Source organism: Halomonas litopenaei, assembly GCF_017303055.1.
GTDB classification, from domain to species: Bacteria; Pseudomonadota; Gammaproteobacteria; order Pseudomonadales; family Halomonadaceae; genus Halomonas; species Halomonas litopenaei_A.
Window position 1 is genome coordinate 127,704 of sequence record NZ_JAEKJT010000010.1, and the last position, 22,793, is coordinate 150,496.

Genomic DNA, 22,793 nt, shown 5'->3' on the forward strand with positions numbered 1-22,793 from the left:
GAGAGGACGCTTGGGTGGAAGGGATCGCGCTAGACCGTGCAGGTCACCTTGCGCAGGTGACGGGGCTGATCAGGATCGATCCCCCTCGCCTCGGCGAGACGTGCCACCATCGGATAGAAGCTCTGAATGACGGACAGCGGCTCAAGGGCCTCATGGCTGGTGCCGGTCAGCGTCAGCTGTCGCCGGGCCACCCTCTCGTCAGCGGCGAGCAGCACCTTGGCCCCGACGCCTTCCAGCCATTCTGCCAGCTCCAGCAGACCGGCCTGCTCGGCGCCTGGGGGAGCGAACACCAGCACCGGGTAGCCGGGCTCGATCAACGCCATCGGCCCATGCTTGACCTCAGCTCCGCTGAACGGCTCGGCTTGGATACCGCAGGTTTCCTTGAACTTGAGCGCGGCCTCCTGGGCGATCCCCAGGCCGGCGCCACGTCCAATCACCATCAAGCGATCGACATCCTTGAGCGCTTCCACGGCAGGGCTCCAGTCCTGAGCGGCAGCCTCCACCAACCGATCGGGAAGCTCGTTGAGTGCGCCCAGCAGCATGGCACTCTCGTTCCAGTGCGCCAGTAACTGGGCCCCAGCACTCAGGGTCGCCAGGAAGCTCTTGGTGGCTGCCACGCTGCGTTCTTCTCCGGCGAACAGCGGTATCTCGATATCGCTGGCCTGCCCAAGTGGCGATTCAGCGGTGTTGACCAAGGCCAGAGTGGTAGCGCCTCCCTGCTTCAGAGCGCGCTGGCTGACCACTAGATCGGGGCTCTGGCCCGACTGGGAAATGGCAATGGATAGCTGTCCCTGAAGCTTCCAGGGGGTGCGTGCAAGCGTCGACAGGGAGGGCGGCAGCGATGCCACCGGTATCCCCCGGGCCTGCATGCACAGATAGGCCAGATAGCTGGCGGCGTGATCCGAGCTGCCCCGCGCCACCGTCACGGCAGCGCTGGGCGCTTCATGGCGCAGCCGCTCCCCCAGATCGCGCAGCAGAGTCTGGTTACGCGCCAGCTGGCCGCGCAGTCGTTCCGGCGCATTCAGCGCCTCTTCAAGCATGAGTGACATGGGGGTCTCCTGACACCAGATGACCATCCAGGTGGACAGCCAAAAGCGTTAACTGGGGATCGAGCGTGACGACATCGGCGCGCGCACCAACCTCCAGGCGGCCCACGTCGGTGCGCCCAAGAAAGTCGGCGGGAAAACGCGACAAGCGATCCGAGGCCTCGGCCAGGCTGAGGCCGAGACCGACGAAGTTGCGCAGCGCCTGATCCATCGTCAGCGTGCTGCCCGCAAGGGTGCCGTCTGCCAGGCGCACACCGCCCAGGCACTTGGAGACCGTCTGGCTTCCCAGGCGGTAGTCGCCATCGGGCATGCCTGCCGCCGCGGTGGAGTCGGTCACCGCATACAGGCGCGGGATACAGCGAAGCGCAGTGCGAATAGCCCCAGGATGAACGTGCAACAGATCCGGGATGATCTCGGCATACTCAGCGTGGGCTAGCGCAGCACCGGCCATGCCGGGCTTGCGGTGATGCAGGCCGGTCATGGCATTGAACAGGTGGGTAAAGCCACAGGCGCCATGTGCCAAGGCTTCCACCCCGTCCTCGTAGCTGCCCAGGGTGTGGCCCAGCTGAACCTTGACGCCCTGTTCGCTGAGGTGACGAATCACCTCACCATGGCCGCTGATCTCGGCGGCCAGTGTGACCACCAGGATCGGGGCCAGCGCCAGCAACTCGTCCATCTCGGCCACGCTGGCGACCTGGGCATGGGCCGGCTGGGCACCGAGCTTGCCAGGGTTGATGTAGGGTCCTTCGAGATGCACGCCCAGGACTCGCGATGCCTGGGGCTCCGGCTCACGCATGTAGGTCGAGATCTCCCGCAGCACCGCGCGGACCTGTGCCGGAGTGGCGGTCATGGTCGTCGCCAGCAGGCTGGTCGTACCAAAGCGCAGGTGAGTGCGTGCCAGGGTCGCCACCGAGGCGGCCCCCTCCATCGCGTCCGCTCCCCCGCCGCCATGCACGTGCAGGTCAATGAATCCCGGAATCAGCCGCGGAGCATCGTTTTGCTCAGGGTCGACGGGGCGACCTTCTATCGCGGCAATGCGGCCATCTTCCAGCCGCATGTGACCCAGCAACCAGCCCTCCGGGGTCAATATATTGCCGCTCAAGCGGGTAGCAGCGATCGTCATGGACACCTCCTAGCGGACAAGCTCAACGGTGAAGTCGTAATAGTCAGTGCGACAGTAAGTAACGCTTAACTCGGCAGGAGTGTCGTCGGCGAGAAACCCCAGACGGGTGACCTTGAGCAGCGCTTGCCCTGGTGCTACCTGGGCCAGGGCGGCCAGCTCGGCATCGGCATTGACCGCCGTCACCTGCTGGCGCGCGCGGACGATCGGCGTACCGGCGTCCTCCAGCCAGCGGTAGAGGGACACATCCACATCCATGGGGTTGGGCAACACCGTGACCGGCAGGCAGCTTTCTTCGACCGCCATCACCACATCGTCGGCAAGGCGCAGACGCTTGAGCCGTGACACCTGGGCGTTGCTGGACAGCCCGAGGCGAAGGTTCTCCTCACTGCCGGGCTGGCAACGCTCACGTGCGATCCACTCCGAGCGAGGCTGAAACCCCCGCCTGGTCAACATCTCGCTGAAGCTGGTCAGGCGCGTCAGAGACTGGTCCATGCTAGGCCGGATAAAGGTGCCAGAACCGCGATCCCGTCGAATCAGGCCCGTCGTTTCCAGCTGATCAAGGGCCTTGCGGGCGGTAATTCTGGACACACCCAGCGCTTCGGCCAGGTTGCGTTCGGATGGCAAGGCTTCGCCGGCACGCCACTCGCCTCCGCGAATCGCGGCCTCCAGCTCATTCGCCAGCTGCCGATACAGGGGGGTGGCCAGCGTTCCATCAAGTCTTAGACGATCGAATCGTGAATCCATGGCGGTCAGGTCCTCGGAGCTAATAGGACCAATATAGCTCCACATGAAGACCAATTGAATACCAATCTAGTACCACATTGGTCGAACCCTGACTGTGCATTTCACGGCGAAGGGAGATGCCACTCAACACCCCGCCCGAGGTATCCAGCAGGGCGCGAAAGGAGGCCCCTGCTCTTGTCAGCGTGTCGGCAAGGGCCGATAAGTACCCACAAGATCTTGATTTCCCGTTGTCACCGAGCAAGGGGTTTGGCCGCCGCGCGAACAATCCGTATAGTGGCCCCCTTATTCCCGCCACTCGATCGTGACCATGCTGCAGAACAACGCCTTGCTGGCTCAGCTCAAGCAACAGATCCGCGATAACACCCCCCGTGTCACGGGTGTCATCAAAGCCACCGAAAAAGGCTTCGGTTTTCTCGAAACCGATGATGGTGCGTCCTACTTTGTGCCACCTCCCGCGATGAAGAAGGTGCTGCACGGCGATCGCGTCGAGGCGGTGCTGCACGAAGAAGGTGAGCGCAAGTCGGTCGAACCCGACACCTTGATCGAAAGCAACATGGAGCGCTTCGTTGCCCGAGTGCAGCTGCGCGAGGGCCGCCTGGCGGTGGTGCCCGACCACCCGTCGATCAAGACCGCCCTCAAGGCGCGCATCAAGCGCAGCCTGGACGAAAACACCATCGGCGATGGGGACTGGGTCGTGGCACGACTGGTGCGCCACCCGCTCAAGCCGGATGACCGCGCCTTCTTCACCCAGATCGACGAACTGGTGGCCAAGACCGACGACCCCGCCGTGCCGTGGCGCGTCACCCTGGCCCGCCATGCCCTCGAGCAGGAATGCCCCGACGCCGGCACCGACTGGCCGCTGCGCGACGAAGGGCTCACCCGTGAGGACCTGACCGCGGAGCCGTTCTTCACCATCGACGGCGAGAAGACCCGCGACATGGACGACGCCCTGCGCGTCGAAGTCCGCGAGGACGGCGGCTGGCGCCTGTCGGTAGCCATCGCCGACCCCACCGCCTACGTGGAGGAAGGCCACGCCGCCGACCTCGAGGCCCGCACTCGTGCCTTCACCGTCTACCTGCCGGGCCAGAACGTCACCATGCTGCCCGAGCAGCTGGCCGATGATCTGTGCTCGCTGCACGAGGGCCAGGAACGCCCGGTGCTGGCCTGTCGCCTGGACGTCAACGCCGATGGCAGCCTCGGTGACTATCAGTTCTTCGCTGCCACCGCGCGTTCACAGGCTCGCCTGGTCTACGACAACGTCTCTGACTGGCTCGAGGGCCAGGGCGAGTGGGCACCTGAAGCGTCCATCGGCGATCAGCTCAAGGCCCTGCGTGATCTGACCGAGGCACGCACTCGCTGGCGTCAGGAGCACGCCCTGGTGTTCAAGGACCGTCCCGACTATGTCTTCGACCTGGACGAGGCCGGTAACGTGCTGGCGATCCGCACCGAAGAGCGGCGCATCGCCAACCGCATGATCGAAGAATCGATGATCGCCGCCAATGCATGCTGCGCGGCGCTGCTGGCCGACAAGGTCGGTCATGGCATCTTCAACGTCCATCGTGCCTTCGAGGACGACAAGGCCGAGGCCGCCCAGAGCTTCCTGGAGACCCAGGACATCAGCGTCGAACGTGAGGCGCTGACCGACCTGTCCCGCTACAAGGAGCTCAAGCGCGCGCTGGAAAGTCGCGATGACGCCTGGCTGGATGCCCGCCTGCGCAAGTTCCAGGGCTTCACCGCCATGTCGGCCCAGCCGGGTCCGCACTTTGGCCTGGGACTGGCCGCCTATGCCACCTGGACCTCCCCGATCCGCAAGTACGGCGACATGGTCAACCATCGCCTGATCAAGCGCGTGCTCAAGGGTGAGCAGGCCCCCAAGGAAGCCAGCATCGAGCTGACCGAACAGCTGACCGAGCGTCGTCGTCTCAACCGCCTGGCGGAACGTGACGTCAAGGATTGGCTGTACGTGCGCTATCTGACCCCGGCGGCCAAGCAGCAAGATGTGTTCGAGGCCGAGATCATCGCGATCAACCGCGGCGGCATGCGCGTGCGCCTGACCGCCAATGGCGCGACCGCCTTCGTCCCGGCTCCGCTGATGCACGCTGACCGCGACAAGGTGGTGGTGGACGACAAGGAAGGCCGCATTCAGATCGAAGGTGAAGAGCGCTTCAAGCTCGGCGACAGCGTGCGTGTCGCCCTGACCGAAGCCAAGGAAGAAACCCGCTCGCTGGTGGCCCAGCCCAGCGTCTGAGCGGTTGCGCTACCCGCTAGCGGCCAGACCGCGCCGCTAGCGGGCAGGGCTATCTAGCAGTGCGTATCGTGATAGAACAAAAAAACGGCGACCTGTGGGTCGCCGTTTTTTTGTTGGGCCTCAATGCGCATCGCCTCCCCCTGTCGCAGAACTGTCGCATTTCCCTCGTAGGCTCGTGGCTACGATGTCACTGCCACGGAGGCTTCCTTGCATCTCGCCGACGTCACCATGTTCCACGCGCCGTCTAGCGGCGGTGTTCGTACTTATCTGCAGGCCAAGCACCGGGTCTTTTCACGCTTTCCCGAGTGGCGCACAAGCCTGGTGGTGCCTGGCGCAGAGCGAGACAGTCTAGGGGACCACCATCAGCTGCCCTCCTTGCGTATTCCCCTGGGACAAAGCTATCGCTTTCCGCTTCGCCGCCGCCCCTGGAAAGACGCGCTCGTGGACCTGTCCCCCGACCTGATCGAGGCCGGCGATCCCTACGTGACGGCCTGGGCCGCCCTGGACGCCGGCCAGCAGCTTGGGATACCCGTGGTCGGCTTCTATCACTCGGATCTTCCACGCCTGATGGGCGATCGTTTCGGCGCCCCAGTGCGACGGCGCCTGGAGCGCTATGTGGTCAACCTCTACCAGCGTTTCGACAGCGTGCTGGCGCCCTGCCAGGCCATGGCAGACCGGCTTGCCTCCTGGGGCGTCGATCGCGTACGCGTGCAACCCCTTGGGGTGGATCTGGCCACCTTCCATCCTGACAAACGGGATCCAGCATTGAGACTCAAGCTGGGCCTGGAGGCCGATAGCCGCTTGCTGGTCTTTGTGGGCAGGTTCTCCCAGGAGAAGAACATCGATATTCTGCTGGACACTGCCAAGCGCCTGGGCCACCCCTATCACCTGCTGTTGATGGGTCCTGGCATGCCAACCCAGGTACCGTCCAACGTCAGCGTGATCAATCGCTGCGTGGGCACCCATGAAGTCGCCAGGGCCCTGGCCTCCAGCGATGCGCTGCTGCATGCGGGCACCCGCGAAACCTTCGGGCTGATCGCCCAGGAAGCGATGGCCAGCGGAATCCCGGTGGTCGGGGCACGCGCCGGGGCCTTGATCGAGAACGTTCCGCTGGGCGGCGGCATTCTGTGTCAGCCGCATTCTGCCTCGGCCATGGCCGAGGCCACCGAAGCCCTGTTCGCCAACGATCCCAAGGCCTCGGGACGCCATGCCCGGCGCTTCGTCGAACGTCAGTTCGATTGGGACAAGGTCATGCTGTCACTGCTGCACCACTATGAAGCCGTCGTCGACCCTATCGTTCCTGCCAAGCGACGCCATGGCTGAAGGGCCATCCACCGATAGCGGACTCAGGCCTGCCCAAGACGGCGCGCGTCAGTCTCCCCGACATCGCACAGGACTGCTGGTGAAGGCCGGCCTGCTGGCCCTGACCATCGTGCTCTCGCTGGTGCTGCCCTGGTGGCTGGGAGGGACTGGCACCCTGGGCGCGGTCATGGCCTTTCCCCCTGAAACGCTGTGCCTGATGGTGGCGTTGGCGATCCTCTGCTGGAACCTGAACGCGGCACGCCTGCGGCTAATGCTGAATGGCCGCGCAGGACGGCTTGGCCAGACGGGTGCCCTGGCCATCGAGATGTCGTCAAAATTCGCCCTATGCGCCACTCCGGCCGGCGGTGGCGGCGTCGCCACACTACTGTGGCTGCTGTCGCGCCGGGGTTATCCCGCGGCTCAGGGCTCGGCGATCTTTCTGGTCGACCAGCTGGCCGACATGCTGTTCTTCAGCCTGATGCTGGGGCTGCTGGTGGCGCTGTCGCTGGGAGGAGTGGCAAGCTGGCCCCACCAGTCGCTGGTCGAGGCGGCACTGATCGGGCTCATGGTCGCACTGGCCGCTTTCACCGCCATCATCGTCTGGCTACCGAGATGGCTTCGCTATCCGCCGCGGTTGTCCGTCATCACGCTCTGGTGGCCTGCAAGCCTGTCTCCCACGCCGCGAGCAAGACGCTGGGGCGTCAGGCGCTTGCTGCGCTGTCGTCACACCCTTATGAACACACTTCAGCTGCCGCCACCGATACTCGCAGGCATCTTCCTGCTTTGCAGCCTGCACTGGCTGGCACGCTACAGCCTTCTTTATCTGGCGGTGCTCGGTGTCGGTGGTCAGGCCGACTGGGCCTGGACCTTTCTGGTCCAGATGCTGGCCATGGCCGCCAGCCAGCTCAGCGTGCTACCCGGCGGCGCCGGGGCTGCTGAAGTCAGCGTCGGCGCGCTGCTGCTGCCCGTCATGGCGCGGGAGCAAGCGGCCGCCGCAGTGATCATCTGGCGTCTGGTCAGCTATCACCTTTACCTGGTGGCCGGGGCCCCGGTCTTTGCGGCGCAGCTATCAAGCGTGTGGAAGCGTCGCTGCTAAGGCGTCAGGGCGGGCGTCAGAGCGTCAAGGCTCTCGCCCGCCAGCTCAGAGGCCTTTAGACCTCGCGATAGACCTGCACGTTAGCCCCGCACGGTAGACTCGAACGTTAGCCCCGCACGTCAGACCCAAACGTTAGCCCCGGACGATAGACCCGCGATCTAGCCCCGCGATCTAGCCCCGCGATCTAGCCCCGCGATCTAGCCCCGCACATTAGAGACAAGAGTCCAGGCGACATATCCGTGGAAACGCCCACAAAAAAGGCCACCCGAAGGTGGCCTTTGTGCTGACGCCTATTGTGACGCCAGGACCGCTTACCAGCCGGTCGCTTCCTTCAGGGCATCGCCGATCTGGGCGAGGGAACGCACGGTCTTGACGCCCGCCGCTTCCAGAGCCGCGAACTTCTCGTCCGCAGTGCCCTTGCCGCCAGCGATGATGGCACCAGCGTGGCCCATGCGCTTGCCCGGAGGCGCAGTCACACCTGCAATGTAGGAGACCACCGGCTTGGTGACGTGCTCCTTGATGTAGGCAGCGGCTTCTTCCTCGGCGGTACCGCCGATTTCACCGATCATGACGATGGCTTCGGTGGCCGGATCCTTCTCGAACATCTCGAGGATGTCGATGAAGTTGGAGCCCGGGATCGGGTCGCCGCCGATACCCACACAGGTGGACTGGCCGAAACCATGGTCAGTCGTCTGCTTGACCGCTTCATAGGTCAGGGTGCCGGAACGAGACACGATACCGACCTTGCCAGGCTTGTGGATGTGGCCCGGCATGATGCCGATCTTGGTCTCGCCAGGGGTGATGACACCCGGGCAGTTCGGACCGATCAGACGCACGCCCAGCTCATCGCACTTGACCTTGACGTCCAGCATGTCGAGGGTCGGGATGCCTTCGGTGATGCACACGATCAGCTTGATGCCGGCGTTGGCCGCTTCCAGGATGGAATCCTTGCAGAAGGGAGCGGGCACGTAGATCACGCTGGCTTCAGCGCCGGTCTGCTCGACGGCTTCCTTGACGGTGTTGAACACCGGCAGGCCCAGGTGTTCCTGGCCGCCCTTGCCCGGGGTCACACCGCCGACCATCTTGGTGCCGTAGGCGATGGCCTGTTCGGAGTGGAAGGTCCCCTGGCCGCCAGTGAAGCCCTGGCAGATGACCTTGGTGTTCTTGTCAATCAGGATGCTCATTACTTGCCCTCCGCTGCCTTGACAACCTGCTGAGCCGCATCGGTGAGGCTCTTGGCAGCGATGATGTTCAGACCGCTGGAGGCCAGTTTCTCGGCACCCAGCTCGGCGTTGTTACCTTCCAGACGCACGACGACCGGCACGTTCACGCCGACCTGCTCGACAGCACCGATGATACCTTCGGCGATCATGTCGCAACGCACGATGCCACCGAAGATGTTGACCAGTACCGCTTGGACGCTGTCGTCGGACAGGATGATCTTGAAGGCTTCCGCCACACGTTCCTTGGTGGCACCGCCGCCCACGTCAAGGAAGTTGGCCGGCTGGCCACCGTGGAGCTTGATGATGTCCATGGTGCCCATGGCCAGACCAGCGCCGTTGACCATGCAGCCAATGTTGCCTTCCAGGGCCACGTAGTTCAGGTCCCACTGGGCGGCGTTGGCTTCGCGCTCGTCTTCCTGAGACGGGTCACGCATTTCCTGCAGGTCCGGGTGGCGATACAGCGCGTTGCCATCCAGGTTAATCTTGGCGTCGAGGCAGTGCAGGTTGCCTTCGTCGGTGATCACCAGCGGGTTGATCTCGAGCAGCGCCAGGTCCTTGTCGTGGAACATCTTGGACAGGCCCAGGAAGATCTTGGTGAACTGCTTGACCTGGGCACCCTCGAGGCCCAGGGCGAAGGCCAGTTCACGCGCCTGGTACGGCTGCGCGCCGACCAGCGGATCGATCTCGGCCTTGAGAATCTTCTCAGGCGTCTCTTCGGCGACCTTCTCGATCTCGACACCACCTTCGGTGGATGCCATGAACACCACGCGGCGGGTGCCACGATCCACCACCGCGCCCAGGTAGAGCTCGTTGGCGATGTCGGTGCAGTTCTCGACCAGAATTTTGGCGACCGGCTGACCGTGTTCATCGGTCTGGAAGGTCACCAGGTTCTTGCCCAGCCACTGCTCGGCGAAGGCCTTGGCCTCGTCCGGGCTCTTGATCAGCTTGACGCCACCGGCCTTGCCGCGACCGCCAGCGTGCACCTGGGCCTTGACGACCCACTGCTCGCCACCGATCTTCTTGCAGGCCTCATAGGCTTCTTCCGGGGTGTCGCAGGCAAAGCCCTTGGAAACAGGCAGACCATAGTCGGCAAACAGCTGCTTGCCTTGATACTCGTGAAGGTTCATCGATTCATGCCATTGGTTGCATGTGACTCGAACGGCGCCCCACCCTGCCCCGCAGGATCAGTCGTGTGGGACGCCACCGACCGCCACCGATACATGGTCGGCGGCGATGCGTCGGCAACAAGCGCCGGCAAGCCTGCCAGAACTGCACAGGCTTGCCGGAGTGCGCCGGACGCTTGTTGTCTTGCTAGCGCTTCTTGCGGTTGGCGACGTGGATGGCATGGCCTTCCACTGCCAGTGCGGCTTCGTGAACCGCCTCGGACAGACTCGGGTGCGCGTAGCAGGTCAACGCCAGGTCCTCGGCACTGGAGCCGAATTCCATGGCGATCACACCCTGGGCGATCAGCTCACCGGCATGCTGGCCGACGATATGCATGCCCAGCACGCGATCGGTTTCCGCATCGGCGATGATCTTGGCCTGACCGTCGGTGGCGTTGTTGGCCATGGCACGACCGCTTGCCGCAAACGGGAAGCTGCCGGTCTTGACCTTGATGCCAGCCGCCTTGGCGTCCTGCTCGTTCATGCCGACCCACGCCACCTCGGGATGGGTGTAGATCACGCTGGGGATGGCGTCATAGTTCATCTGGGCCTTATGGCCAGCGATGACATCAGCCACCATCACGCCCTCTTCAGAGGCCTTGTGGGCCAGCATCGGGCCACGCACGCAGTCGCCGATGGCGAAAACGCCCGGCACGCTGGTGCGGCACTGATCGTCGACGTGAATGAAACCACGCTGATCCAGCTCGACGCCCAGGCCATCAGCGACCACGCCCTTGGTGTAAGGACGACGGCCGACGCAGACAATCAGCTTGTCGAAGGTCAGTTCCTTCTCGCCTTCATTGTCTTCGTACTTGACGACCACTTCCTCGCCCTTGACCTCGGAGCCGGTCACGCGAGCATTCAGCTTGATATCCAGGCCCTGCTTCTTGAGCAGCTTCTGGGTTTCCTTGCCGATGGCGGAGTCGACCATGGGCAGGAAGCTGTCGAGCGCTTCCAGCACGGTCACGTCGGACCCCAGACGGCTCCATACGCTACCGAGCTCGAGGCCAATGACGCCGGCACCGATCACGCCAAGACGCTTGGGCACGTCCTGGAATTCGAGCGCGCCGGTGGAGTCGACGATCAGGCCTTCGGTCAGCGGTGTCGGCGGAATCTCTACCGGCACGGAGCCAGCGGCGATCACGATGTTATCCGCTTCGACGGTGCTGGTGCCGCCGTCCTTGTCAGTGACCTCGACCTTGTTCTTGGCCACGACCTTGCCGGTCCCTTCGATGGCAGTCACGCCATTGGCCTTGAACAGCCCGGAGATACCGCCGGTCAGCTGCTTAACGATCTTGTCCTTGCGGGCCATCATCTTGGACACGTCCATGGTGACGTCGCCCGCCTGAATACCCATGTCGTCGAAGTCGTGCTTGGCTTCGACGTACTTGTGGGACGCCTCGAGCAGCGCCTTGGACGGAATACAGCCCACGTTCAGGCAGGTACCGCCGTGCACTACCTTGCCTTCCTTGCCGATCCACTTCTCGACGCAGGCAGTCTTCAGACCCAGCTGGGCAGCACGGATGGCGGCCACGTAGCCCCCCGGGCCCGCGCCAATGACGATTACATCATACTTGTCGGCCATGTTGGCTCCTGTTCGTTCTGTGTGCAGAGGCTCTGCAATAAATCCCTGTCACTGCCAATCAGGTCAGATTTCCAGCAGCAGACGCGCCGGATCCTCGAGCAGCTCCTTGATGGTGACCAGGAACTGCACCGCGTCCTTGCCATCGATCATACGGTGGTCATAAGACAGCGCGAGGTACATCATCGGGCGAATCTCGACCTTGCCGTTGACCGCCATCGGGCGCTCCTGAATCTTGTGCATACCGAGGATCGCGGTCTGCGGGGGATTCAGGATCGGCGTGGACATGAGCGAGCCGAAGATGCCGCCGTTGGTGATGGTGAAGGTGCCGCCCTGCATGTCTTCAATGCCCAGCTTGCCTTCGCGACCACGCTTGCCGAAGTCGACAATGCCTTTCTCGACGTCGGCGATCTTCATGCTGTCGGTGTCACGCAGCACCGGCACCACCAGGCCACGATCGGTGGATACGGCCACGCCGATATCCTGGTAGCCGTGGTAGACGATGTCATCGCCGTCGATGGACGCATTGACGTCCGGGAAGCGCTTGAGCGCCTCGGAGGCAGCCTTGACGAAGAAGCCCATGAAGCCAAGCTTGACGTCGTGGGCCTTCAGGAAGGTGTCCTTGTACTGCGAGCGCAGCTCCATCACCGCACCCATGTCCACCTCGTTGTAGGTGGTCAGCATCGCAGCGGTCTGCTGGGCCTGGACCAGACGCTTGGCAATGGTCTTGCGCAGGCGCGTCATCGGCACGCGCTTCTCGGGGCGCTCGCCCTCGACGGCAGGCGCTGCCGCACTGGCGGCGGCCTTCTTGGCCGGCGCGGCCTTCTTGGCACTGCCTTCCTTGACCGCCTTGAGCACGTCTTCCTTGAGCACACGACCGTCCTTGCCGGTACCCGTGATCGCGCTGACATCAAGGTCGTGCTCGGCGATCAGCTTGCGCGCCGCCGGTGCCACGATCTTGTCGCCCACCTGCTCGTCGCTGCCACCGTCATCGGCACTGGCCTTCGGAGCCTGCTTGTCAGCGGTCGGAGCGGCACCACCAGCGCCGACTTCGAAGATCGCCAGCACGGCTTCCGACTCGACGGTGCCGCCTTCCTCGACCTTGATCTCGGCGAGCGCGCCATCTTCCGGTGCGACCACTTCCAGCACGACCTTGTCAGTCTCGATCTCGGCCAGCACTTCATCGCGCTTGACCGCTTCACCGACCTTCTTGGTCCAGCTCGCTACGGTGCCTTCCTGAACAGATTCAGGGAAGCTCGGCGCCTTGACGTCACGCTTCTCACCACCGCCCTTGGGAGCTTCTTGCGCGTCGCCCTCGGCGTCGTCCTTTTCAGCCGGCTTGGCCTCTGACTTCTGCTCGGCGCTGCCGCCGCCTTCACCGATGCGGCCCAGCACTTGCTCGGACTCTACCGTGTCGCCTTCTTCCACCAGCACTTCGGACAGGGTGCCAGCTTCCACCGCCACGACCTCGAGCACGACCTTGTCGGTCTCGATCTCGACGATCAGCTCGTCACGCTCGACGCTGTCACCGGGCTTCTTGTGCCAGGTGCCCACGGTGCCCTCGGCAACGGATTCCGGAAAGGATGGTGCCTTGATCTCGGTAGCCATGTCGTATCCTTAATGTTCTCTCTCTTCCCGATGGTCGCCTTAGAGATTGAAGGCGTCTTCCACCAGTTGGCGCTGCTGTTCGGTATGTACGGACATGTAGCCCGCCGCGGGTGCCGCTGACGCCGGCCGTCCAGCAAACTTCAGCTGGGAGCCCAGACCGTCCTTGAGCGAGTCGGCAACGACACGCAGGTTGTGCTGCATGGAGTACCAGGCACCCTGGTTGAGGGGCTCTTCCTGACACCAGACGATATCGGTGACGTTGGAGTACTCCTTGAGCGTTTCGATCAGCTCTTCCTTGGGGAAGGGGTAGAGCTGCTCAACGCGAACAATCGCCACGTCGTCGCGCAGGTTCTCCTCGCGCCAGTTGGCCAGGTCGTAGTAGACCTTGCCGGCACACATGATGATCCGCTCGACCTTGTCGGCATCACGCTGCCCCTGATCCGGCAGCACCATGTTGAAGCTGCCTTCGGCCAGTTCTTCCAGGCTCGAGGTCGCTTCCTTGTGGCGCAGCAGGCTCTTCGGCGACATCACCACCAGCGGCTTGCGCAGCGGGCGAATCACCTGGCGACGCAGCAGGTGGAAGATCTGGGCCGGAGTGGTCGGGACACAGACCTGCATATTGTGCTCGGCACACAGCTGCAAGAAGCGCTCGAGACGTGCTGACGAGTGCTCAGGCCCCTGCCCTTCAAAGCCGTGAGGCAGCAGCATGGTCAGGCCACACAGACGTCCCCACTTGGTCTCGCCAGAGGAGATGAACTGGTCGACCACGACCTGGGCACCGTTGAAGAAGTCACCGAACTGAGCTTCCCAGATGACCAGCGCATTCGGCATGGTCGTCGAGTAGCCGTACTCGAAGGCCAGCACCGCTTCCTCGGAGAGGAAGGAGTCGTGAATGGTGAAGCGCGGCTGACCGTCAGCCATGTGCTGAAGCGGCACATGGGTGGAGCCATCCTTCTGGTTGTGAATCACCGCGTGACGGTGAGAGAAGGTGCCACGCCCTACGTCCTGACCGGTCAGACGGATCGGATGGCCCTGATCCAGCAGCGTCGCGTAGGCCAAAGTCTCGGCAAAGCCCCAGTTCATGGCCATGCCACCGCCCTGCATCTTGCGGCGGTCTTCGTAGATCTTGGCGACCTGACGCTGCACCTTCACACCGTCCGGAATCTCGCACATCTTGGCGGCGAGCTGCTTCAGTCGCTTCATGTCGAAACTGGTATCGGCGTGTCCGGTCCACTCATGACCCAGGTACGGCTTCCAGTCGACAAACAGCGAGGTGTTGGGTTCCTGCACCAGCGCATTGGCCACGTGATTACCGGCGACCAGGTCATCGCGGTACTTCTCGACCACGGCCTTGGCGTCGTCTTCGGACAGCACGCCCTGCTTCACCAGACGGTCGGCGTAGAGGGCACGAGAAGACGGATGATCCTTGATCTTCTGGTACATCATCGGCTGAGTGCCGGAGGGCTCGTCCGCTTCGTTGTGCCCGCGACGACGGTAGCAGACCAGGTCGATGACCACGTCCTTCTTGAACTGCTGACGATAGTCCAGTGCCACCTGGGTCACGTGGAGCACCGCGTCGGGATCGTCACCGTTCACGTGCAGGATCGGGGCCTGCACCATCTTGGCGATATCGGTGCAGTACTCGGTGGAGCGTGCATCTTCCGGGTGGGACGTGGTGAAGCCCACCTGGTTATTGATGACGATATGCACCGTGCCGCCAGTCTTGTAGGCGCGGGTCTGGGACATCTGGAATGTCTCCATCACCACACCCTGGCCAGCGAAGGCCGCATCACCGTGAACGTTGATCGGCAGCACCTTGCCACCGTCAAGGTCATCACGACGATCCTGGCGAGCACGCACGGAGCCTTCCACCACTGGCGCCACGATCTCGAGGTGCGAGGGGTTGAAGGACATCGCCAGGTGAACTTCGCCACCAGGCGTCATCACGTTGGAGCTGAAGCCCTGGTGGTACTTGACGTCGCCGGAGCCGCGTTCAATCAGCTTCTTGCCGTCGAACTCGTCGATCAGCTCACCCGGGTTCTTGCCGAGAATATTGACCAGCACGTTCAGGCGGCCACGGTGGGCCATGCCGATGACGACTTCCTTGGTGCCGTAGCTTCCGGCGCGCTGGATCAGTTCGTCCATCATCGGGATGAAGGTCTCGCCACCCTCGAGGCCGAAGCGCTTGGTGCCGGGGTACTTGGAGGCCAGGTAGCTCTCCAGACCTTCGGCGGCTGTCAGACGCTCGAAGAGCTGCTTGCGGCGGTCATCACCAAAGTCGGGCGCAGAGCGCACGGACTCGAAACGCTGCTGCAGCCAGCGCTTCTCTTCCGTATCGACGATGTGCATGAACTCGCAGCCGATCGCGCGGCAATAGGTGCGATCCAAGGCATCGACGATTTCCTTGAGCGTTGCCTGCTCCTTGCCCAGGAAGAAGGACCCGGTCTGGAACTCGGTGTCGAGGTCGGCCTTCGACAGCTGGTGGAACGCAAGATCCAGATCCGGCACCGGCTTGGCATCGCGCAGCCCCAAGGGGTCGATGTCGGCCTTCTGGTGACCACGGAATCGGTAGGCGTTGATCAGCTGCAGGACCTTGACCTGCTTGCGGCTTTCTTCGCTGTCGGCAGTCGCTGCGCTGGCCACCGCGGTGCGGCGCTCGCGGCCCAGCTGATAGAACTGATCACGGATCGGTGAGAGGGGGGTCTCGTCGGACGGGGCGCCTTCCTGGCGGGACAACTCGTCGAAGTAGTCGCGCCATTCATCGGGGACGGCGCTGGGGTCGTCGAGGTACTGCTCGTAGAGCGCTTCCACGTAGTGGACGTTGCTGCCCGTCACGTGAGAGGAGCGCCACATCAACTCCATTATGCCTTGTTGCATCTCTCGGTCACCCTGCACTGATGGGGTGGTAGTGGGCTCGATGCTAATCCGTACCGCGGGCGTGCTGTCACAAGACATCTAGCGCGATGCCCTGCCCTTCATCACCCATGGCACTGACTATCAGCGAGCGCCCTGGTGGTTCTGCCGCGACCTGTCGGCCGTCGGTTTCTCTGCCTTGCGGTCTTGCTTCATGCTCAAAAGCCGGTGCCCATGGCACCGGCTCTTGACGCTGTCATCCGCGGGCGCGACATCGTGTCGCGCCCGCGAACCGGGACATGATAACAAGCCCGGCGCCACGTTTTAAGTGGCATTCGCGAGCAACATCTCGCGGATCTTGCCGATCGCCCGAGTGGGGTTAAGCCCTTTAGGGCACACCGCCACACAGTTCATGATGCCGCGGCAGCGGAACACGGAGAACGGATCCTCGAGCTCGGACAGACGCTGCTGGGTGGCCGTATCGCGCGAGTCAGCCAGGAAGCGGTAGGACTGCAGCAGACCCGCAGGACCAACGAACTTCTCCGGGTTCCACCAGAACGACGGGCAGGAGGTCGAGCAGCAGGCGCACAGGATGCACTCGTAGAGACCGTCGAGCTTGTCGCGCTCTTCGGGGGCCTGCAGACGCTCGATCGCCGGCGCCGGCGTATCGTTCTGAAGGTACGGCTGAATCTTCTCGTACTGCTTGTAGAACAGCGCCATATCGACCACCAGGTCACGAATGACCGGCAGCCCAGGCAGCGGGCGCAGTACCAGCTTGTTGTTCTTGACCACTTCAGACAGCGGCGTGATGCAGGCCAGGCCGTTCTTGCCGTTCATGTTCATGCCGTCGCTGCCGCAGACGCCTTCACGGCAGCTGCGACGGAAGGCGACAGAGCTGTCGTCTTCCTTGATCAGCTCGAGCAGGTTCAACACCATCAGGTCACGACCCTGGGTGTCGACCTCGAACTCCTGCATGTAGGGTGCGGAGTCGGTTTCCGGATTGTAGCGGTACAGGGATACCTGAAGCTTTGACATGCTGACTCCCCCTTAGTAGGTGCGGATTTTCGGCTCGAACTTATCCATGGTCTTCGGCGCAAAGTTGACGTCGCGCTGACCGACGCGCTTGTCGCCGGGGAAGAACATGGAATGCTTGAGCCAGTTGGCGTCGTCGCGATCCGGATAGTCGTAACGCGAGTGTGCGCCGCGGCTTTCCTTACGCTCCAGGGCAGCGATGGCGGTGGCTTCAGCCACTTCCATCAAGTTGTCCAGCTCCAGCGCCTCGACACGTGCGGTATTGAACGCATGCGACTTGTCCGCCAGGTGAGCGTTGGCAATACGGCCGCGCAGCTCCGCCAGTTTTTCCACACCCTCGACCATGTTCTTCTCTTCACGGAAGACGCCGAAGGAGTTCTGCATGATGCTCTGCAACTCGCGCTTGAGCTCAGGCACGCTCTCACCGCCCTCGGACTCGTTCCAGCGAGTGATGCGCTTCATCGCCGTCTCGATGTCGGACTCGCGGGCATCCAGGTATTCGATACCTTCGTTCAGAGCACTCTCGATGTACATGCCCGCGGCACGCCCGAAGACCACCAGGTCCAGCAGCGAGTTGCCGCCCAGACGGTTGGCGCCGTGGACAGACACGCAGGCAGCTTCGCCACAGGCATACAGACCGTTGATGATCTGGTCATTGCCATCAGCATCCTGAGCAATCGCCTGACCGTGCACGTTGGTCGCGATGCCGCCCATCATGTAGTGACACGTCGGCACCACCGGAATCGGCTCCTTGGCCGGGTCCACGTGGGCGAAGGTCTTGGCCAGCTCGACGATCCCGGGAAGGCGCTTGGACAGCACTTCTTCGCCCAGATGGTCCAGCTTGAGGAAGACGTGATCGCCGTTTTCGCCACAGCCACGTCCTTCCAGAATCTCCATGACCATGGAGCGAGCGACCACGTCACGGCCGGCCAGGTCCTTGGCGTTCGGGGCGTAACGCTCCATGAAGCGCTCGCCGTCCTTGTTCACCAGGTAGCCACCCTCACCGCGACACCCTTCGGTCACCAACACGCCTGCGCCGTGGATGCCGGTCGGGTGGAACTGCCACATTTCCATGTCCTGCATCGGCACGCCGGCACGCAGGGCCATGCCGATACCGTCGCCGGTATTGATCAGGGCATTGGTAGTGGAGGCATAGATACGGCCGGAACCACCGGTGGCCAGAACGGTCGCCTTGGACTTGACGTGCACCACTTCGCCCGTCTCGATGTCCATGGCGATACAACCCACCACGTCGCCGTTGGCGTTCTTCACCAGATCGACGGCGTACCACTCGTTGAGGAAGGTGGTGTTGTTTTTCAGATTGTTCTGATACAGCGTGTGCAGCAGAGCGTGTCCAGTACGGTCGGCAGCGGCACAGGTACGTGCTGCCTGGCCACCCTCGCCGAAGTTCTTGGACTGACCGCCAAACGGGCGCTGGTAGATACGACCGTTGTCAAAACGGGAGAACGGCAGGCCCATGTGCTCAAGCTCGAACACCGCCTTCGGCCCTTCGGAACACATGTACTCCGCGGCGTCCTGGTCGGTGATGTAGTCACCCCCCTTGACGGTGTCATACATGTGCCAGCGCCAATCGTCATTGGGATCGGCAGAAGCGATGGCACAGGTGATACCCCCCTGGGCGGACACGGTATGCGAACGGGTCGGAAAGACCTTGGACAGCACCGCGGTCTTCTTGCCGGACTTGGCCAGCTCCAGTGCGGCACGCAGGCCAGCACCACCGCCACCGATGATGATGGCGTCAAAGGTCAAACTACGCATGGTTGACATGTAATCAGGCTCCCCACAGCACTTGGATGCCCCAGACCAGGAACACGAAGATGGCAATGATGATGACGGACTGGGCGCCGACACGAATGCCGGTCGGCTTGATGTAGTCGGTGGTCACGGTCCACAGACCTACCCAGGCATGGGCGGCGAGAGACACAAAGGCCAACAGCGAGAAGATACGCATCCAGGTCTGTTCGAACAGACCGCTCCAGGTGGCGTAGTCGAGCTGCGGGTGAGCCAGCAGGTAGACCACCAGGAACACCGTATAAAGGGCCATGACCACCGCACTGGCACGCTGGATGATCCAGTCTGACAGACCGCTGCGGCTGAAGCTCGTGATGTTGGTTACCATACCCAGACTCCTGCCAGAATGATCAGAACAACGCTCGCCACGATAGTGATCTGAGCCTTCTTCACTGCGCCTTCAAGAGATACGCCGATGTTGGCGTCCATGATGAAGTGCTTGCAGCCAGCGACGAAGTGGAACGCCAGGGCGGACAACAGGCCCCATGCCACCAGCTTGGCGAAGAAGTTGTGCGCCAGCGCGTCACGCACGGCTTCGAAACCGGCGGGGGAAGACAACGAAGCGTCCAGCGCCCAGAAGCCGAAGATCAATCCGACAAAGAGGATGACGCCGGTGATCCGGTGGGTAATCGACGTCAAGGCGGGAAGGGGGAAGTGGATCGTGGACAGATCCAGATTTACGGGTCGTTTGCTATTCACGGCTCTCTACACACTCTCTTGGCCCACTCTACGACAGACGGGCCAGAGGCCCGAGCGGGCGGTGGTTTTGGGAAGGGCGCTGTCGTGAACCAACCCTCGACAAGTTGGACACGACCTCCTGTTCCTGCCAGTCGCGGCCTGAATTATAGGGACATGCCCCCACCATGACAAATGGCATCGCGTCACAATTTGCTCGCTGCTTCGAAGCAAAATGCAGCAAAGCTGCATAGAAACGCCACCTCGTCAAGATGCTGCGCCGCAAAACGCCCAATTTTGATGCAAAGCATCAAAAACTATACAAACACTGTACTGCTAATTGAGCATAGTACAACAGCAAGGTTTCGATGGGAGAATTGACAATATCCTGAACGCTTCTATAGTGGGCGAACCTTTTTTGCCGGGCGACCCCCTATTCGTCGGCACGTTAGTGAGAAATAACTACGTATCGCTCCATATCGAACACGAAGGAGGCCAGACATGGCTGACAGAAAAGCGACCCTGACGGTGGATGGTCTGGAGAACCCTGTCGAACTTCCCATTCACTCGGGCACTCTGGGCCCAGACGTCATCGACGTCCGTGGCCTCGGTGCAGAAGGCCTCTTTACCTTCGACCCTGGCTTCCTGGCCACCGCCTCCTGCGAATCCGGCATCACTTACATCGATGGCGAGAAAGGCGTTTTGCTGCATCGCGGCTACCCGATCGAGCAGCTGGCCAAGAACTCCAACTTCGTCGAGCTCTGCTACACCCTGCTGTTCGGTGAACTGCCCAACGACGAGCAGTACAAGGATTTCGAGCATCGTGTGCGCAACCACACCATGGTGCACGAGCAGATCGCGAACTTCTTCAAGGGCTTCCGCCGCGACGCCCACCCGATGTCGATTCTGTGTGGCGTGGTCGGCGGCCTGGCGGCCTTCTACCACGACCACCTGGACATCACTCAGACCCAGGACCGCGAGATCAGCGCCATCCGCCTGATCGCCAAGATGCCCACCATCGCGGCCATGTCCTACAAGTACAACATCGGTCAACCGTTCAACTATCCGCGCAACGATCTGAACTACGCAGAGAACTTCCTCTACATGATGTTCAGCAATCCGTGCGAGCCCTACGAGATCAATCCGGTCTACGCCAAGGCGATGGATCGTATCTTCATGCTGCACGCCGACCACGAGCAGAACGCCTCGACGTCGACGGTACGCCTGGCAGGCTCCACCGGCGCCAACCCGTTCGCCTGCATCAGCGCCGGCATCGCCGCCCTGTGGGGCCCCGCCCATGGCGGCGCCAATGAAGCGGTCCTGAACATGCTCGACGAAATCGGTGACGATTCCGAAGAGAACATTCAGCGCTTCATCGACAAGGCCAAGGACAAGGAAGATCCGTTCAAGCTGATGGGCTTTGGCCACCGCGTCTACCGCAACTTCGACCCCCGCGCCAAGGTCATGAAAGAGACCTGCGACGAAGTCCTGGCGGAACTCGGCAAGGCAGACGATCCCCAGCTCAAGATCGCCAAGCGTCTGGAGCAGATTGCCCTGGAAGACGAATACTTCGTGGAGCGCCAGCTCTACCCGAACGTCGACTTCTACTCAGGCATCATCCTCAAGGCGATGGGCATCCCGACCAACATGTTCACGGTCATCTTCGCCGTGTCTCGTACCATTGGCTGGATTTCCCACTGGCACGAGATGCTCAGCGACAGCTACAAGATCAGCCGTCCTCGCCAGCTCTACACTGGCCACACCCAGCGCGACTACCCGACGAAGTAAGCGTCATCGCTTCGACACTGAGCATCAGCAAGGGCCGCCCACCAGGGCGGCCCTTGTCGTTAATAGGGTTCAAGGATGAATCAGCGGCACCACAAGCGCTATGCTGACCCTTCACGCCTTATCCAACAGCCACAAAATGACAAAGGAGCCTCTTGATGAGCCAGCAGATTTCCACGGTCGCTTTTATCGGCCTTGGCGTCATGGGATACCCCATGGCCGGACACCTTGCCCAGGCAGGGCTGGATGTGCGCATCTACAACCGCACCTCGGCAAAGGCCCAGCAATGGACCGAGCAGTTCGGCGGCAGTCACCACCCGACCCCGGCAGAGGCCGCCAAGGGGGCGGATCTGGTACTGGTCTGTGTCGGCAATGACAACGATGTCCGTGACGTGGTCACCGGCGCTGATGGCGCCCTGCAAGGACTGGCAGCAGGAGCACTGCTGGTCGACCACACCACCGCCTCGTCCAGCCTCGCCGAAGAGCTCGGCAAGGCCTGCGCAGAGCGTGAGGTGGGCTTCATTGACGCCCCCGTCTCCGGCGGCCAGCAAGGGGCCGAGAAGGGTGCATTGACCATCATGTGCGGCGCACAGGAAGACAGCTTCGAACGTGCCCGCCCCACCCTGCTTCACTATGGAAGAGCCGTGACGCGCATGGGCGACATTGGCGCCGGCCAGTTGACCAAGATGGTCAACCAGATCTGCATTGCCGGCCTTGTCCAGGGCCTCGCCGAGGGCATGCACTTTGCAGAAAAGGCTGGCCTCGACCAACACCGGGTGATCGAGGTCATCAGCCAGGGGGCCGCCGGCTCCTGGCAAATGGAAAACCGGCACGACACGATGATCAAGGATGAATACGATCACGGCTTCGCGGTGGACTGGATGCGCAAGGATCTCGACATCTGCCTGAGCCAGGCGCGCCAACTCGATGCACGACTGCCCGTCACTGCTCTTGTCGATCAATTCTACGCAGAGGTCCAGGCCCTGGGCGGTGGACGCTGGGACACGTCGTCCCTACTGAGACGCCTTAAGGCCACGGATCGCAAAGACTGACTTTTCACATACCAGCAGGGGCAGCAACATCACGCTGCCCCCAGCCTGCCCTCTCGCGACTCCATCTGGAAAGCCAACCTCCTCCCCCTGATACCCCCAGGCTCTCGTTTTCCACACTTTCTGTGGATAACCCTGTTCACAACCTATCGAAACCGCCCCTCAATCGCCATGAAATGGGCCTCGACCTTAAATTGGTCAATTTTTGACCTTAAGTAAGCTGTTGAAATACAAGGAAAAAAATAAAAAACGCGTAACCACGGGCGCTATCCCCGAAGCGAGAGCTGACCGGGGCAGGTTGAGCAGTGGTGGTGGACAAATACCCTTTGCTGTCAAGCCGACAATGACAACAAATGGCAATAATCCACAGGCCAATTTGGCATCAACATCTGTTGACAGATGTAGCTAGGCAGAATGCTACGCAGACCAAGAAACCCTCAGCCTAATGCTTT

General features: G+C 62.3%; 17 protein-coding genes. 5 read left to right on the forward strand and 12 right to left on the reverse strand.

Features of this window, described 5'->3' with window-relative positions:
• Window positions 1-29: 29 nt before the first annotated feature.
• The 3 genes from JF545_RS18250 to JF545_RS20095 are packed head-to-tail and all read right to left on the reverse strand — an operon-like array spanning window position 30 to window position 2,913.
• Window positions 30-1,049 carry an SIS domain-containing protein gene (locus tag JF545_RS18250; RefSeq protein ID WP_206944409.1) on the reverse strand — a complete coding sequence of 340 codons (1,020 nt, stop codon included), beginning with the start codon at window positions 1,047-1,049 and terminating at the stop codon, window positions 30-32.
• Entirely contained in the window at window positions 1,033-2,169 is a 1,137-nt protein-coding gene (gene nagA / locus JF545_RS18255) for an N-acetylglucosamine-6-phosphate deacetylase (RefSeq protein WP_206944411.1), read from the reverse strand. Before nagA ends, JF545_RS18250 begins: the two co-directional genes overlap by 17 nt.
• A gap of 9 nt (window positions 2,170-2,178) precedes the next feature.
• Complete coding sequence (locus JF545_RS20095; protein ID WP_206944413.1) at window positions 2,179-2,913, reverse strand: GntR family transcriptional regulator; 735 nt, start codon at window positions 2,911-2,913, stop codon at window positions 2,179-2,181.
• 307 nt (window positions 2,914-3,220) lie between these two features.
• On the opposite strand from JF545_RS20095, the gene JF545_RS18265 reads away from it, so the two are divergent.
• From JF545_RS18265 to JF545_RS18275, 3 genes are all read left to right on the forward strand, one after another.
• Window positions 3,221-5,161 carry an exoribonuclease II gene (locus tag JF545_RS18265; protein WP_206944415.1) on the forward strand — a complete coding sequence of 647 codons (1,941 nt, stop codon included), beginning with the start codon at window positions 3,221-3,223 and terminating at the stop codon, window positions 5,159-5,161.
• A 207-nt stretch (window positions 5,162-5,368) separates the two neighbouring features.
• Window positions 5,369-6,484: a glycosyltransferase gene (locus JF545_RS18270; RefSeq protein WP_206944417.1), complete on the forward strand. Its 1,116-nt coding sequence runs from the start codon at window positions 5,369-5,371 to the stop codon at window positions 6,482-6,484.
• Window positions 6,477-7,559, forward strand: a complete 1,083-nt coding sequence (locus JF545_RS18275; protein WP_206944419.1) for a lysylphosphatidylglycerol synthase transmembrane domain-containing protein — start codon at window positions 6,477-6,479, stop codon at window positions 7,557-7,559. Before JF545_RS18270 ends, JF545_RS18275 begins: the two co-directional genes overlap by 8 nt.
• Window positions 7,560-7,870: 311 nt before the next feature.
• On the opposite strand, the gene sucD is transcribed toward JF545_RS18275, so the two are convergent.
• From sucD to sdhC, 9 genes are all read right to left on the reverse strand, one after another.
• Window positions 7,871-8,743, reverse strand: a complete 873-nt coding sequence (gene sucD / locus JF545_RS18280) for a succinate--CoA ligase subunit alpha (protein ID WP_206944421.1) — start codon at window positions 8,741-8,743, stop codon at window positions 7,871-7,873.
• Complete coding sequence (gene sucC, locus JF545_RS18285; RefSeq protein ID WP_206944423.1) at window positions 8,743-9,909, reverse strand: ADP-forming succinate--CoA ligase subunit beta; 1,167 nt, start codon at window positions 9,907-9,909, stop codon at window positions 8,743-8,745. The genes sucD and sucC overlap by 1 nt, the downstream gene beginning before the upstream one ends.
• Before the next feature lie 184 nt (window positions 9,910-10,093).
• Entirely contained in the window at window positions 10,094-11,530 is a 1,437-nt protein-coding gene (gene lpdA, locus JF545_RS18290; RefSeq protein ID WP_206944425.1) for a dihydrolipoyl dehydrogenase, read from the reverse strand.
• Window positions 11,531-11,593: 63 nt separating this feature from the next.
• A complete protein-coding gene (gene odhB / locus JF545_RS18295) occupies window positions 11,594-13,135 on the reverse strand; it encodes a 2-oxoglutarate dehydrogenase complex dihydrolipoyllysine-residue succinyltransferase (protein ID WP_206944427.1) in 1,542 nt (513 codons plus the stop codon).
• A 39-nt stretch (window positions 13,136-13,174) separates the two neighbouring features.
• Window positions 13,175-16,012: a 2-oxoglutarate dehydrogenase E1 component gene (locus tag JF545_RS18300; RefSeq protein WP_206944429.1), complete on the reverse strand. Its 2,838-nt coding sequence runs from the start codon at window positions 16,010-16,012 to the stop codon at window positions 13,175-13,177.
• Between the two features lie 300 nt (window positions 16,013-16,312).
• Window positions 16,313-17,023: a succinate dehydrogenase iron-sulfur subunit gene (locus tag JF545_RS18305; RefSeq protein WP_206944431.1), complete on the reverse strand. Its 711-nt coding sequence runs from the start codon at window positions 17,021-17,023 to the stop codon at window positions 16,313-16,315.
• Window positions 17,024-17,035: 12 nt separating this feature from the next.
• Entirely contained in the window at window positions 17,036-18,808 is a 1,773-nt protein-coding gene (sdhA, locus tag JF545_RS18310; RefSeq protein ID WP_206944433.1) for a succinate dehydrogenase flavoprotein subunit, read from the reverse strand.
• A 4-nt stretch (window positions 18,809-18,812) separates the two neighbouring features.
• The gene (gene sdhD / locus JF545_RS18315; protein ID WP_206944437.1) at window positions 18,813-19,160 is read right to left on the reverse strand and encodes a succinate dehydrogenase, hydrophobic membrane anchor protein; all 348 of its coding nucleotides are present in this window, start codon (window positions 19,158-19,160) and stop codon (window positions 18,813-18,815) included.
• Window positions 19,154-19,531, reverse strand: coding sequence for a succinate dehydrogenase, cytochrome b556 subunit (gene sdhC / locus JF545_RS18320; protein WP_206944439.1), 378 nt, complete (start codon window positions 19,529-19,531; stop codon window positions 19,154-19,156). Before sdhC ends, sdhD begins: the two co-directional genes overlap by 7 nt.
• Before the next feature lie 477 nt (window positions 19,532-20,008).
• Here sdhC and gltA point away from each other — a divergent pair, with 477 nt between their 5' ends.
• Together gltA and JF545_RS18330 are read left to right on the forward strand one after the other, a co-directional pair.
• A complete protein-coding gene (gltA, locus tag JF545_RS18325) occupies window positions 20,009-21,295 on the forward strand; it encodes a citrate synthase (RefSeq protein WP_206944441.1) in 1,287 nt (428 codons plus the stop codon).
• A 155-nt stretch (window positions 21,296-21,450) separates the two neighbouring features.
• Complete coding sequence (locus tag JF545_RS18330; protein WP_206944443.1) at window positions 21,451-22,344, forward strand: NAD(P)-dependent oxidoreductase; 894 nt, start codon at window positions 21,451-21,453, stop codon at window positions 22,342-22,344.
• The last annotated feature ends 449 nt before the right edge of the window (window positions 22,345-22,793 follow it).

What these genes read in the sequence shown, in the direction of transcription:
- JF545_RS18250 (WP_206944409.1), bottom strand. Translation starts at nt 1,049, where the DNA reads ATGTCACTCATGCTTGAAGAGGCGCTGAATGCGCCGGAACGACTGCGC.
- nagA (WP_206944411.1), bottom strand. Translation starts at nt 2,169, where the DNA reads ATGACGATCGCTGCTACCCGCTTGAGCGGCAATATATTGACCCCGGAG.
- JF545_RS20095 (WP_206944413.1), bottom strand. Translation starts at nt 2,913, where the DNA reads ATGGATTCACGATTCGATCGTCTAAGACTTGATGGAACGCTGGCCACC.
- JF545_RS18265 (WP_206944415.1), top strand. Translation starts at nt 3,221, where the DNA reads ATGCTGCAGAACAACGCCTTGCTGGCTCAGCTCAAGCAACAGATCCGC.
- JF545_RS18275 (WP_206944419.1), top strand. Translation starts at nt 6,477, where the DNA reads ATGGCTGAAGGGCCATCCACCGATAGCGGACTCAGGCCTGCCCAAGAC.
- sucD (WP_206944421.1), bottom strand. Translation starts at nt 8,743, where the DNA reads ATGAGCATCCTGATTGACAAGAACACCAAGGTCATCTGCCAGGGCTTC.
- sucC (WP_206944423.1), bottom strand. Translation starts at nt 9,909, where the DNA reads ATGAACCTTCACGAGTATCAAGGCAAGCAGCTGTTTGCCGACTATGGT.
- lpdA (WP_206944425.1), bottom strand. Translation starts at nt 11,530, where the DNA reads ATGGCCGACAAGTATGATGTAATCGTCATTGGCGCGGGCCCGGGGGGC.
- odhB (WP_206944427.1), bottom strand. Translation starts at nt 13,135, where the DNA reads ATGGCTACCGAGATCAAGGCACCATCCTTTCCGGAATCCGTTGCCGAG.
- JF545_RS18300 (WP_206944429.1), bottom strand. Translation starts at nt 16,012, where the DNA reads ATGCAACAAGGCATAATGGAGTTGATGTGGCGCTCCTCTCACGTGACG.
- JF545_RS18305 (WP_206944431.1), bottom strand. Translation starts at nt 17,023, where the DNA reads ATGTCAAAGCTTCAGGTATCCCTGTACCGCTACAATCCGGAAACCGAC.
- sdhA (WP_206944433.1), bottom strand. Translation starts at nt 18,808, where the DNA reads ATGTCAACCATGCGTAGTTTGACCTTTGACGCCATCATCATCGGTGGC.
- sdhD (WP_206944437.1), bottom strand. Translation starts at nt 19,160, where the DNA reads ATGGTAACCAACATCACGAGCTTCAGCCGCAGCGGTCTGTCAGACTGG.
- gltA (WP_206944441.1), top strand. Translation starts at nt 20,009, where the DNA reads ATGGCTGACAGAAAAGCGACCCTGACGGTGGATGGTCTGGAGAACCCT.
- JF545_RS18330 (WP_206944443.1), top strand. Translation starts at nt 21,451, where the DNA reads ATGAGCCAGCAGATTTCCACGGTCGCTTTTATCGGCCTTGGCGTCATG.